The organism is Shewanella pealeana ATCC 700345, from assembly GCF_000018285.1.
Lineage (GTDB): Bacteria > Pseudomonadota > Gammaproteobacteria > Enterobacterales > Shewanellaceae > Shewanella > Shewanella pealeana.
On record NC_009901.1, the window covers coordinates 2,726,235 to 2,739,533 of the forward strand.

The following is a 13,299-nucleotide window of genomic DNA, read 5'->3' on the forward strand; positions in this document are numbered from 1 at the left end:
CTTATTATTCATGTCAGCTTTATTTGGCAGAAATTTCAAATACCACGGGTATTTGTAACACCTAGCTTCGCTAATTCTGTCAGCGATAGTAGCATATTTGACAGCTGTATCTCGTAGCCTTTTTAGCCCCTGTAGTACAACAAATCATCAGCTATGCGCTTTTTTACTTGCGCAAACCTAAAAAATAAAACAAGATAAAGACATCTAGCCATCCAAACGGCTATTTGTGATAATTTATTGAGGAGACAGTAATGGCATTGGCAACATTCGGCGCAGGGTGTTTTTGGGGAGTTGAATACTTTTTCAGAGAAGTTGAAGGTGTCATTGACTGTACGTGCGGATATATGGGCGGCAAAGACAGCTACACCCGCTACGCAGAAGTCAAAACGGGTACCACTGGTCACGCAGAGGTTGTGCAAGTGGAGTACGACCCTAACATTGTGAGTTACCAACGCTTACTGGAGGTTTTTTGGCAGAACCACAATCCCACCACATTGAATCAACAAGGTGGTGATATTGGTAGCCAGTATAGAAGCGCTGTTTTTTTTCATGATAAACAACAGAAGCATCAGGCCGAAGTTGCCAAATTAGCACTCATCAAAAGTGCAAAATGGGGCTCACGCCAGATAGTCACTGAAGTTGTACCTTGTCAGCAGTTTCATCAGGCTGAAGCGTATCATCAAGATTACTTAGCTAAAAATGAATTGCCTAGCTGTCATATCAGTTATTAACACCGATAAACAACGAGTCATAATTGATATTACGTACTCATTTATATAAAGCGCAAAGAAAAGCACTCAAGGTTCCATAATGAAACTCATGACTGTGTGCAGGAACTACATTTGCCTGTTTATCAACTTTAGCCATTAAAAAATCATCACAAGAGTTATCGTTATTCAATTTGAGTAATAAAGGTTTGCTCGTCATCCACAAAAGCCACAAAGCCGCCGTGATAGATAAATACCCGACCACGCCCCTCAACTAGGCAGGCAAGCTGTGGGTGCAAATCTTCTTCGTTATCCTTACTTTGATAAATGCCGGTATCGGTGATTACGCCGCTGAGGGTAGGCAAATATCCATAAGTGCGCTTGGCTTGAGCAATCAGGTTCAATTCGCTGGCGGTAGAGAAGCAAAATGGGATCCCACCGGCTTCTTCGATAAATAAAGTTTTCAGTTCTTCAAAAGCTGTAATCACCAGCCAGTCGATGCCGTTAACATGATGGATATACATAGAGTTTCTCGGTAATTCTGATGCGGAGATTCTATCACTATCAGAGCAAGAACGTAGTAGAGATTTAGTTGCTAAAGGCAGTAATTCTGTGCCATTTCCGGACATTCACTAGGCAACTTGAAACTCACTTTGGCCCCAAAGTGAGTTAGCCTTCGAATGAAGGTTGGTTACATTATCTTTGGTATCGTTGCTATGGGATAGCCCGTTTGAACTTGTAGCTAAGTAGTTATCAATCGCCTCCTGCGGGGTATGTGCAGACACTGCTGAAGCGCGCCGCTAGTACGTCCTTGTAGGCTCAACGAAAACATCCCTGTTTCCGACGGCTTCAGCCGTATCTACACTCGATAATTGGTGTACTCATTGGGCGTAGTGGTTTGAAATCTAGCTTAGAAGAACTACGTTTTTGTACAGTTACATCGTACTGGTTAGGGTTTTATAGCTCACTTTAATAGCAGTGATGCACATGTACCCTTGGGTATGTAAGAGGTAATGCCAAAAAATCATAAAGATATATTTGTGCATTCTCGTTTTTTGCGGGATAACAGGCGAGCGCACTTTTACCAGAGGCGTATTGGATACAATTATTAATAATGACGTTTGATGCATTGTTAATAATTGAGTTTTATTGAATAATGTAGTGCGTATTTTTCCGACAATCATCGACAAAACGCGCGAGCGTCATATTAAAATGTTAGGTCTAGGTAACAATGAACCAAACTACAATAAAGATTCTAAACGATCTAAAAGTCTCAATTGATGAGGCTGTTAGACACTGGGAGATCTGGTGGGAGCTTGGTTATTCTGGAAATCGTACAGAGTTTAAGTCTGAATTTGATTCTGAGGACTATAACTACTATTTACACGCTTCATATGAAGCTCACAGCTTATCAATGTTTTTGGCGTTAGGGCGCATTTTTGATCCAGATAGTCGCTCATCAAGCATTCGGGCTCTAAAAGCCAATTTAAGTGAAAATGGCACAAACAAGCCTCTGATTTGATCAATGAAAATCTTAAACTCCATGAGGATAGTGTCAGAAAACTGCTAGATATCCGGAGTAAAATAGTCGCTCACATAGATACAACCTATACTGACAAATCCGTTTTGAAAGCCAATTCCATTAGCCCAAACGATATAAGAGATCTGATTTTAACGGTACGCGAATCTTACTATATGGTACTCCGTTACCTATCATTGAATACGCAACAACACCCTGATGGTGCGTTTGCGGAGTCAACTCTAAAAGTCCTAAGGAAATTAAAGACCTAACAAAAGCATGAACGGGACGTTTACTCGTGTCGCATTTTGTAAAAGTCGGTGATTTGGACGATTCAATCAGTTTGGGCTAGTAAACGCCCGTTATGCTAACGTTACCGCATACTTGATTGTCATACTTCCCTAATACCAATCATTACTTCCAGAGCTTTAGCTCTAACGCGTTTCTGTCCAAAAATGAATTTGTAACATCTGAATCCGCTAATTCGGATAGGTGAATAGTCAGATGTCAGTGTGGCTGTGGGCTTCGGTTTCAAGGATGAAACCGCAGAGGGGCCAAGGACGGCTTTATAGCATCCCACAGAAGTAGCGACATCTGAAATTACTGCTCATTATTGGCTTTCTTCGTGTCCTCAGTGTTCCAATAACATCCGTGTTTAACGGCCAGTTAGCGATTCCTAGCTCTTGCTTATTAGCACATTCACCATATTCGCCGTGGTGAATCGCTTTAATCCAAATATAAGCTGCGTGCCTTACTATTTGATAAATCAAACAGGCTAATCGGTAAGAGGCTGTTACTGCGTGCCGCTTGAGTTAAAGCCCATTGATGCGTAATGGGCTTTAATATATCAAGAACAAACTTGGCAAGTTCGGCTCCAGCATCACATTCTGCGTATGGTGCTACTAGGGAGCGGCCGCTACAGCTCAAATCGAAGCTTCCCTATTGCTATAGGTAATACAGAGTTACTTAGCTAATTGAACGGTATCCACATCAATCGTTGAATAAGACCAACCGCTATCAATTTCACCTTGAATTACCACTTTAGTTTCAGGTGTTGCTTCGACGCCGTTCCAATCATGATCGTCAATCTCAATGATGATCTCACCAGTATCATCCCTGAACGTATACTCTTCATCACCTAAGCCTGACACTATATAGCCCGTTAATGTCACAGGAGTATCATCTTTCGCTTCTAAAGCCACTGCAACAGTCTGAACCTTTACGTTACTCGGACCAATAAATCCGCCTTTTTGCTCATGAGCTTGAGCTGCGAACGCACTTGATGATGATAATATCAATGCACTTACTAATAATACGTTTTTCATGTCATTACTTCCTCTATGAATTAATACTGTAGTACATACTAATTTTAATGCTGTATTTAATATCAACACCATAGCGGACACGCCGTGAAGAAAGTGTGAATTCTGGTTTTGGATATAAACTAATTACTTGTTCCGCCACAAAATATGAGTTTTATCTACAGAGCATTCTTGAGCTAAAAGTGGCTAAGAAATCGATTCGAACAGGAACAACACTGCGACAGTAATACCCAATAAAAAAACCTGCCCAGTTATTTACTGCGGCAGGTTTCATATTTACGGTTTTACCTTACTCTTACAGCGCGATAGCAAGCTCCGCACCTTGACGAATAGCGCGCTTGGCATCGAGTTCGGCAGCCACATCGACACCGCCAATAAGGTGAACTGGAATGCCTGTAGACTTCATCTCATCAACAAGTTCGGTATTTGATACTTGCCCAGCACATAAGATGACATTATCGACATCCAATACCTCGCTTTTACCATCGATGCTAATGTGTAGGCCTAGCTGGTCGAATTTCTCGTAGCTAACGCCTGTTTTCATTATTACATGATGCTGCTTCAGCACCGATCGATGGATCCAACCGGTGGTTTTGCCAAGCCCCTTGCCCATCTTGGTCGATTTACGCTGTAGCAGATACACTTGTCTGTGTTTATCTTCAGTAACTGGGACTGTGAGTCCACCAGGCTCTTTATAGTCTTTATCTATCCCCCACTGCTTTAACCAGCGATTAAGATCCAGTGTTGAAGACTCAGACTCACACAGGAAGTGAGCCATATCAAAACCTATGCCTCCCGCACCGATTAACGCGACCTTCTGACCAATTTCGACTTCGCCATTGAGCACCTTCTGGTAATCAACCACCTTAGGGTTATCGAAACCAGGTAACTCAATAGGTCTTGGTTTTACACCACTAGACATAACGATTTCATCAAACTTCTCATCACGTACCACACTGGCATCGAGACGAGTGTTTAAGCGAAGTTCCACCTTATGTAGCTTAATCTGATTAAGGAAGTATCGAATTGTTTCGTTAAACTCTTCTTTCCCCGGGATCTTACGAGCTAGGTTAAACTGACCACCAACTTCAGCTTTCGCTTCAAATAACACCACTTCATGGCCACGACTCGCCGCATAAATAGAAAATGCCATACCGGCTGGACCAGCGCCCATAACCGCAATACGCTTCTTCTTTTGTACCGGCGTGAAGTTAAGCTCGGTTTCATAACAAGCTCTAGGGTTAACAAGACAAGTTGCACGTTTAAGGGCAAAACTATGGTCCAAGCAGGCTTGGTTACAACCAATACAGGTATTAATCAGTTCAGGTGTATTGGCAGCTGCTTTATTGACAAACTCGGCATCAGCAAGGAAAGGCCTCGCCATCGACACCATGTCGGCCTGACCCGATGAGATAATGTGCTCGGCTATTTCAGGTGTGTTAATTCGGTTAGTGGCAATAAGCGGAATTGACATCTCTTTCATCAAACGCTCAGTCACCCAAGCAAAGGCGCCGCGCGGTACGCTCGTGGCAATGGTCGGTACACGAGCCTCATGCCAACCAATACCTGTGTTGATAATGGTCACGCCAGCTTGTTCTAGCCATTTAGCCAGCTGCACCACCTCTTCCCAAGTCGAACCGTTATCGACAAGATCTAACATAGATAATCTAAAAATAATGATAAAGTCAGAGCCGACTTTTTCTCGAATTTTTTTAACAATTTCGATCGGGAATTGGGCACGATTTTCAAAAGCCCCGCCCCACTTATCGGTACGTTTATTAGTACGAGAGCTGATAAACTGGTTTATCAAGTAACCTTCGCTTCCCATCACCTCTACACCATCATAACCCGCCTTTTTTGCTAGAGCTGCGCTGGTGGCATAATCTTTGATTGTCCCGTTAACCTGTCTTGCAGACATAGCCGATGGTGTAAATGGGGTAATAGGCGATTTAATCTTACTCGGTGCACTAGAGAAAGGATGGTAGCCGTAGCGACCGGCATGCAAGAGTTGCATACAAATTTTGCCGCCAGCCTCATGCACGGCTTGAGTCACTTTGGTATGTTTCTTAACCTGCCACGGAAAACTAAGTTGGCAGGCATTAGGTGCTAAACGCCCCCGTAGGTTTGGCGATATGCCACCTGTCACAATAAGACCTACGCCACCTAATGCGCGCTCTTTATAAAACGCTGCCAGTTTCTCAAAGCCGCCCTTTTCTTCTTCCAAACCTGTATGCATTGAGCCCATCAATACTCGGTTTTTTAACTGGGTAAATCCCAGATCTAAGGGTTCTAATAAATGCGGAAACGACATTCAAACATCCTTTTTAAACAAGTGATTTAATCCAGCATACCCTGTGTAAACAATAACCTCAATAAGTGTATGAATAGATTCCTTTACAATTGAGTTTTCCTTTCATGACGGTTTTCAGTTAGCATTATGCCAACTAAGCTAGAAAGGAGTGGCTAATGCCCACTAAACCCTCAATTTTTAAAAGGATATTCCTCCTTATTTGGAATACCGTTAATGGATTAAGAAAGCTTTTCCTTAATCTTATCTTCTTCGGTGTCATTGCCCTTATCATCGTAAGTCTTAGCACCGACGATGGTGTAGAAGTTGAAAATGGTGCCGCACTGGTGCTCAATCTATCTGGCACAATTGTTGACCAAAAACGTCAAGTCGATCCTATCGAAGCGGCGATGAAAAGTGGCAATGAAGCCGATGGAAGCGGCGAAATTTTACTTTCTGATGTGCTATACGTGATAGATAACGCTGCTTCTGATGAACGTATTAGTCAACTGGTATTAGATTTAGGCATGTTGCGCGGTACAGGTATAAGCAAGCTGCAATCTATTGGTAACGCGATTGATTCATTCAAGGCCACTGGCAAAACTGTTGTCGCCAATGGCAATTGGTATGGTCAAAATCACTATTTTCTTGCGAGCTTTGCAGACAAAGTCTATCTAAACCCTCAAGGGAGTGTCGAAATTGAAGGTCTGGGCCGCTATCGTCTCTATTTTAAATCTGCATTAGAGAAGCTTAAGATCAATGCTCACGTGTTTAGAGTCGGTACTTTCAAGTCTGCGGTAGAACCTTTTATTCGTGATGATATGTCTGATGAAGCTAAAGAAGCTAACTTAGTACTATTAAACGATTTATGGCGAAGCTACGCTGACACAGTTGCGGCTAACCGTGGCATTAATAGCAACGACTTATCCCTAAGTGCCGATGATTACCTCGCCCAGCTTGATAAAGCGGACGGTAAGTCGGCTGATATGGCTGTTAATATGAAATGGGTCGATGGTCTTAAGTCTGCTGAAGAGTTTAGGCTTTCGATGGTGGATGCCGTCGGCAAGTCTAGCGATGGTAACAGCTACAAACATATCGATTTTTATGATTATCTGTCTGTGACTCAAGCTCATCCTTCATTATCCTTAAACGATCAAGTTGGCATCATTGTCGCAAAGGGTAATATCTTAAATGGTTCACAGCCTGCCGGACAAATTGGTGGCGACAGTACATCTGAGCTACTTCGAAAAGCCCGTTTCGATGATTCGATAAAAGCGGTTGTACTCAGAGTCGACAGCCCAGGTGGTAGTGCCTTTGCTTCCGAGCAGATCAGACAAGAAGTCCTTGCACTTAAGGCGGCTAACAAGCCTGTCGTTGTCAGCATGGGCAGCTACGCTGCATCGGGTGGATACTGGATCTCTGCCAGTGCAGACTATATTTATGCAACGCCAACAACGCTCACTGGCTCAATTGGGATCTTCGGTATGATCACTACCTTTGAAGACTCATTAGCAAGCATTGGGGTTCATACAGATGGTGTCGGTACTTCTGAGTGGGCAGGCTTCTCTGTGACTAAAGGCCTTTCACCTCAGATCCAAGCTGTCATTCAGCGCCATATTGAACGTGGATACTACGACTTTATCTCGTTAGTCGCTAAAGAGCGTGATATGAGCTTAGATCAGGTTGATAGCATCGCTCAGGGTCGAGTGTGGACCGGTCGTAAGGCATTAGAGCTAGGACTCGTCGATGGTTTAGGTGAGTTGCAAGATGCGGTAACCAAGGCTGCTGAAATGGCTTCTCTCGATACCTTTGATACCGAGGTGATTGAGAGAGAGTTGTCTCCACAAGAGCAATTCATTCAAGAGATGTTCGCTACGGCTTCGAGCCATCTACCACCGAGCGTCACTCAATCGAGCCTACTTGAAACCATCCTTAGTCAATGGTCTGGTGTGGTTGAAGAGTTTAAAGCTTTCGATGATCCAAATGGTGTTTATCTTTATTGCGATACCTGTAACTTTTAATTACTAATTAAGGTTACAGTTAACAAAATATGCCCGGCAAATGCTGGGCATATTTATTTTCAAATCCACTCTCCTACACCAAATGCTACCAACCACGCTAAAAAGCGTACTTATAGCAAACTTGCTACATATGGTTTCATCTCTTCAACCTCAGTATCAGAGGATTTAACTACCGAGTTGAACAACACAATATTTTAGTGTGCCTTACTTAGGATTATTGAGCCATATAGCCTGCATCTACTGTCACTTTGGGTATATAATCCATGCACCCTGCTTTAATCCAGAACTAAAAAACAAAATCCAATGACAAAACGATCTATCTATGTAGCCTACACTGGCGGTACAATCGGTATGCAAAAAACCGATCATGGTTTCGCACCTGTTGCAAATTTCCTCACAGGCTGCGTTAAAGCTATGCCTGAGTTTTATCATGACGAAATGCCAGACTTTGTCATTAATGAATATTCGCCTCTTATCGACTCTGCGAATATGAAACCAACCGATTGGCAAATGATTGCCAATGATATTAAAGCAAAATACGATCAGTATGATGGTTTCGTTATTCTCCATGGTACCGACACCATGGCTTTCACCGCATCAGCGCTCTCTTTTATGCTACAAGGCTTACAAAAGCCTGTCATCGTAACCGGTTCGCAAATCCCTCTTGCCCAATTGCGTTCAGATGGACAAACCAATTTACTCAACGCCTTGTATATCGCGGCCAACTATCCAGTTGCCGAAGTTTGCCTATTCTTTAATAACAAACTCTTTAGAGGTAACCGCACCACCAAGGTCCATGCCGATGGCTTCAATGCCTTTGCATCACCGAACTTCCCGCTTCTATTAGAGGCTGGCATTAAAATTCGCTGGCATGCAGGTAAACGCGCAAAGTTTGATCCAAAGCTTGAGCTTCAGGTCGCCAAAATTAGCCCGCAACCTATCGGTGTTGTAACGCTTTATCCAGGGATCAACACAGAGATCTTTGAGAACATATTGCTTCAACCCGTTAAAGCACTCATCTTACTGACTTTTGGTGTCGGCAATGCACCACAAACACCCGAGCTGTTAAAAACCCTCAAGCAAGCTCATGAGCGCGGCATTGTCATAGTTAACCTCACTCAGTGCTTGCAGGGGCGGGTTAATATGGATGGCTACGCCACAGGTAACGCACTTGCCGAAGCAGGAGTTACCAGTGGTTACGATATGACAACAGAGGCTACACTGACTAAATTGCACTATTTATTGTCTACCGACATGACCCCTGATGAGATCCGCGCTGCGATGAAGGTTTCTATTGCAGGTGAGTTAACCGCCGACTAGCCAAATAGTGTCAGGCCGTGACAGCATAAAAGAAAGCCCAAGCATTTTGCCTGGGCTTTTTTGTTAGCGATGTTTATCTTATACCAATCAGTATAAGAAGTTGATCTACTCAGAGCGTTTTTTGGCAAACTAATTCAAGGTGAATAACTGACAGAATGGTTGTTCCCTTGTGAAGTTGTTCAACGTAGAAGTAGGCAGCCAAAAACGCTCCAGAATGGCGAGTTTTAGCGGCTCTGATACTGTGTTAACGAGCTTAAACGTAGAATAACTATGCTCTTCACTCGTTGCCTTGCCTCAGTGCCGCTAAACTCTCGCTGAGCGACCAAATCTTTATACTGATTGGTATTAATTATAGGTCCTGTTCTTTAAATTCAGCTATCGCCTCACCTTTAAATTGCTTTTTAAGCTCTGACTTAGATAACTCATTGACCTGGCCAGTACTATTGATAGTGAAATGATCGGTCTGATTGAGTTTTCGCGCTTGATAGAGCATCACCACTTGTTGAGTCGATGCACGCTGCTTGTCAGTCAATACACTACCATCTTCCCACTTACCCAGTTCAACAGCGCTTAAAAGACGCTGATACACTTCACTAGGCATGTCATCGATGACTTTATTTATATCGGTCATACTTTCTTCCGTTTATGCAGAACGATCTGTATTCGAGTAATTAAGTAGCCAACGAAGCCCAGTGAAAATGCACCTACCGCAACATACGATCGTGCACCTTCGGCAGGCTCACCGCCCCAAAACCAAGTCACTACACCACCAATAAACAAGGTTAACGCTAAAAAGCTTTGATTCATTAACTGATTCGATCGCTTGATGTGGCTAATCACTCTCAAGTTCTCATTATCAGCTGAGATACTCGCCTTACAATAAGAGCACTGCTTTGCCTTACTCGAAATGCGTTTGTTACAGCTAGGACAATCAACTAAAGCCATTGGCTACCTCTTAGCTCTTTGTTTACATCTTAAGGTTACGTCTTAAGTTGACCACTTGGTCTTACTTAAGTTTATCAACTACTGCGTTCATCGCAATTAATGACGCTTCACCAAGATAGATACAGCGCTCTGGTGACCAGCCTGCCATTAAGTCAGGCATATTGGCATTATCTTTAAATGGCATTTCTAGGGTGTTTGAGAGACAACCAAAAGTATGAGCAACCCAGTTAGACGCTACGGTTAGATTTGCTTGGCCTGGCTCGTCTTTATCGTAACCAAAATCATCCTGAAAATCAGGGCTTGCCATCAATAATGCATCAACAAACGCTTGTTGACGTGCGGCGTCTTTCTCTGTGAAAGCCGGTACACCTTCGCAACCCGCTAAGAAGACATACGGTAAGCCTTCATCTCCGTGCACATCATAGAAAAGATCAACGCCAGTCTCTTTCATCTTATTAACCACATATAGAACTTCAGGGCTCTTCTCAAGAGAAGGCGTTTTCCATTCACGGTTAAGGTTTGTACCGACTGCGTTAGTACGCAGATGACCACGGGCGCTACCGTCTGGGTTCATGTTCGGTACGATATAGAAGTTTGCCTTATCAAGTAGCGCTTTAGCCGTCGGGCAATCGCTATCAAGCAGATTGTTCATCAGGCCTTCAACTAACCACTCGGCCATGGTCTCACCAGGGTGCTGACGCGCGGTTATCCAGATGTTGGCTTTGTCTTCATCACCGTCGCCTATCTTAACGAGGGTCATGTCACGGCCATCTAGTGTTAAACCTAAGTGCTCTAGACTCACTTGTGGGTGAACTTGTACTGCGGCTAGAAGATCTTGGTGACGCTCGTAACTGTAAGGCGCGAAGTAAGCAATTTGAATCGCATCACAATCCAAGTCAACTTCAATACTAAGCTTACCGTCTTTATATTGAGTCGGCAGTCTAAACCAATTTTGTCTATCGTAAGTCGCTACCGCTTGGTAATCTTCCCAACCTTTAGTGTAAGAGGCTTTGTCTGCATTAACGATATTGAGCGTGTATTGGTTACCCACCACACCTTCGAGTTTAAAGTTAAACCACTGAAAAAACTCACCACCTTCATCTGGGCGGATCGCTAACTGTACGTCATCTTTATTATCTAGATTGATAACTTCAATATTTCCACTATCAAAATTCGCGGTAATACGCATAACACTTCCTTTTACTTTTGCTAATACGGCGTGACTGTTACTGTTTGACGCTGCAAACAAGCCAACTCTCGTTCTTTGCGCTATAGAATAAACCAAAATGTGATAAGGAACAGCCAAAACCCGCTAAAAACCGCTAAATATCACAGCCATGACTATATACATTCGACTCTAAAGCCGAATACAGAGCTTTACCCCTTACCTGAAATTCCATACAATCGCTGCAATTCGTAAAACAAGAGGGATACTATTCCCCTTGCAGTACCGTATTCGTTAAAGAACGGAGAGACTAATGACCCAAGCTAGACATTGTGACTTACTTATTCTGGGTTCTGGCCCAGCAGGCTATACGGCCGCAGTTTATGCCGCTCGCGCAAATTTAAAGCCTGTATTGATCACTGGTATTCAACAAGGTGGACAATTAACCACCACGACTGAAGTAGAAAACTGGCCAGGAGATGCTGAAGACTTAACAGGTCCAGCATTGATGGAGCGTATGCAGAAGCACGCTGAAAAGTTTGAAACTGAGATTATTTTCGATCACATCAACGAAGTGAACCTAAATGTTCGCCCTTTCCAACTGAAAGGCGACAACGGTGAATTCACTTGTGACTCACTCATCATCTCGACTGGTGCATCAGCCATCTACCTTGGCCTAGAGTCTGAAGAAGCGTTTAAAGGCCGCGGCGTATCAGCCTGTGCGACCTGTGACGGTTTCTTCTATCGTAACCAGAAAGTTGCCGTGATCGGTGGCGGTAACACTGCCGTTGAAGAAGCACTTTACTTAAGCAACATCGCGTCTGAGGTTCATCTTATTCACCGTCGTGATAGCTTCCGCAGTGAGAAGATCTTAACTAAGCGCCTGATGGACAAAGTAGCCAATGGCAACATCATCCTTCACCTTGATAACACACTCGATGAAGTAGTTGGCGATCAAATGGGTGTAACGGGTCTTAAGATGAAGAGCACTAAAGACGGTAGCATTAAGGATCTTGAAGTTGCTGGCGTATTCGTTGCTATTGGCCATAAGCCAAACACATCTATGTTTGAAGGCCAGTTAGAAATGAACAATGGCTATATCAAAGTGCAAAGTGGCCTTGATGGTAACGCGACTCAAACTAGCATCGAAGGTGTGTTTGCAGCAGGTGATGTGATGGATCAACATTACCGCCAAGCAATTACATCAGCAGGTACTGGCTGTATGGCGGCATTAGACGCAGAACGTTACCTAGACGCAAAATAGGAATAACTAAATAAGAGCGCTTAAATAAGCACTCTATTGTTAAACTAAAAAGCCAACACTCAGTGTTGGCTTTTTATTTTCTACTATTTTATTTTTAGTTATAACGTCCTTGAGTAGAGAACGACCTCAACATCATCTGCGACATCTGGATGAGATATTTTTTTAATAAACTTCATTCCAAGTTTTTTCATAATATTAATTGATGCTAGGTTCTGCTCGTCAGCTATGGCAGATAAATATTTAATATCCACTTGAGTATTGACTAGGTGATCGACAACCACACGGGCACTTTCAGTTGCTATACCCTTCCCCCAAGCGCTCTGTTTAAAGCGCCAACCAATTTCTAAATTATTGAATTCCGGCTTTTCAGTAAAGTAGTTCATGGGTCTGATAAGGATCCAGCCGACGAATAAGTCATCCTCAATAGCGTGCTGGCTATTTTCTACTGAGTAAACAAACACCTTCCAAATGCCCCAACCTTTCTCTAAATTCAAATACTTCGCAAGTCGAGGTAGAAACACATTATCAATCTCATCACGCGTTGTTTTGCGGCCACAGCTAATGTAGCGCATCACCATAGGATCTTGATCGAGTTCAAACAGTAGTTCGGCATCGTCTAAAGTCATAGGAGAAATGACCAATCGATCTGTTTTTAGTGTTGTCATACCAGCAAAAATCCATTTGTAGTCAACTAGTGGAATCATCATAGCAATAGCAAAAGCAAATGAGTATTCAATGGTTTTTACGTT

The 13,299-nt window shown here is 43.1% G+C and carries 12 protein-coding genes; 5 read left to right on the forward strand and 7 right to left on the reverse strand.

Annotated features, from left to right (window positions below):
• The first annotated feature begins 251 nt into the window (after window positions 1-251).
• The gene (gene msrA / locus SPEA_RS11790) at window positions 252-731 is read left to right on the forward strand and encodes a peptide-methionine (S)-S-oxide reductase MsrA (protein ID WP_012155484.1); all 480 of its coding nucleotides are present in this window, start codon (window positions 252-254) and stop codon (window positions 729-731) included.
• Window positions 732-892: 161 nt separating this feature from the next.
• Here the strand turns inward: msrA and SPEA_RS11795 are convergent, their stop codons facing one another.
• Window positions 893-1,231: a hypothetical protein gene (locus SPEA_RS11795; RefSeq protein WP_041410936.1), complete on the reverse strand. Its 339-nt coding sequence runs from the start codon at window positions 1,229-1,231 to the stop codon at window positions 893-895.
• A gap of 707 nt (window positions 1,232-1,938) precedes the next feature.
• Between SPEA_RS11795 and SPEA_RS11800 the strand changes: the two genes are divergently transcribed.
• Entirely contained in the window at window positions 1,939-2,229 is a 291-nt protein-coding gene (locus SPEA_RS11800; RefSeq protein ID WP_012155486.1) for an AbiU2 domain-containing protein, read from the forward strand.
• Window positions 2,230-3,188: 959 nt separating this feature from the next.
• Here SPEA_RS11800 and SPEA_RS11815 read toward each other — a convergent pair.
• Window positions 3,189-3,551 (reverse strand): YgiW/YdeI family stress tolerance OB fold protein, encoded by a 363-nt coding sequence (locus tag SPEA_RS11815; protein WP_012155487.1) that lies wholly within the window; start codon window positions 3,549-3,551, stop codon window positions 3,189-3,191.
• Between the two features lie 292 nt (window positions 3,552-3,843).
• Window positions 3,844-5,859 (reverse strand): oxidoreductase, encoded by a 2,016-nt coding sequence (locus SPEA_RS11820; RefSeq protein ID WP_012155488.1) that lies wholly within the window; start codon window positions 5,857-5,859, stop codon window positions 3,844-3,846.
• Between the two features lie 155 nt (window positions 5,860-6,014).
• Here SPEA_RS11820 and sppA point away from each other — a divergent pair, with 155 nt between their 5' ends.
• Window positions 6,015-7,856 carry a signal peptide peptidase SppA gene (sppA, locus tag SPEA_RS11825; protein ID WP_012155489.1) on the forward strand — a complete coding sequence of 614 codons (1,842 nt, stop codon included), beginning with the start codon at window positions 6,015-6,017 and terminating at the stop codon, window positions 7,854-7,856.
• Between the two features lie 303 nt (window positions 7,857-8,159).
• Window positions 8,160-9,176: an asparaginase gene (gene ansA / locus SPEA_RS11830; RefSeq protein ID WP_012155490.1), complete on the forward strand. Its 1,017-nt coding sequence runs from the start codon at window positions 8,160-8,162 to the stop codon at window positions 9,174-9,176.
• A gap of 349 nt (window positions 9,177-9,525) precedes the next feature.
• On the opposite strand, the gene SPEA_RS11835 is transcribed toward ansA, so the two are convergent.
• From SPEA_RS11835 to SPEA_RS11845, 3 genes are all read right to left on the reverse strand, one after another.
• Window positions 9,526-9,807, reverse strand: a complete 282-nt coding sequence (locus SPEA_RS11835) for a YeaC family protein (RefSeq protein WP_012155491.1) — start codon at window positions 9,805-9,807, stop codon at window positions 9,526-9,528.
• Window positions 9,804-10,121 carry a hypothetical protein gene (locus tag SPEA_RS11840; protein WP_012155492.1) on the reverse strand — a complete coding sequence of 106 codons (318 nt, stop codon included), beginning with the start codon at window positions 10,119-10,121 and terminating at the stop codon, window positions 9,804-9,806. The genes SPEA_RS11835 and SPEA_RS11840 overlap by 4 nt, the downstream gene beginning before the upstream one ends.
• Window positions 10,122-10,182: 61 nt before the next feature.
• Window positions 10,183-11,310: a M14 family metallopeptidase gene (locus SPEA_RS11845; protein ID WP_012155493.1), complete on the reverse strand. Its 1,128-nt coding sequence runs from the start codon at window positions 11,308-11,310 to the stop codon at window positions 10,183-10,185.
• 289 nt (window positions 11,311-11,599) lie between these two features.
• Between SPEA_RS11845 and trxB the strand changes: the two genes are divergently transcribed.
• Entirely contained in the window at window positions 11,600-12,550 is a 951-nt protein-coding gene (gene trxB, locus SPEA_RS11850) for a thioredoxin-disulfide reductase (RefSeq protein ID WP_012155494.1), read from the forward strand.
• 98 nt (window positions 12,551-12,648) lie between these two features.
• Here the strand turns inward: trxB and SPEA_RS11855 are convergent, their stop codons facing one another.
• Window positions 12,649-13,215, reverse strand: coding sequence for a GNAT family N-acetyltransferase (locus tag SPEA_RS11855; RefSeq protein ID WP_041411484.1), 567 nt, complete (start codon window positions 13,213-13,215; stop codon window positions 12,649-12,651).
• Window positions 13,216-13,299 lie beyond the last annotated feature (84 nt).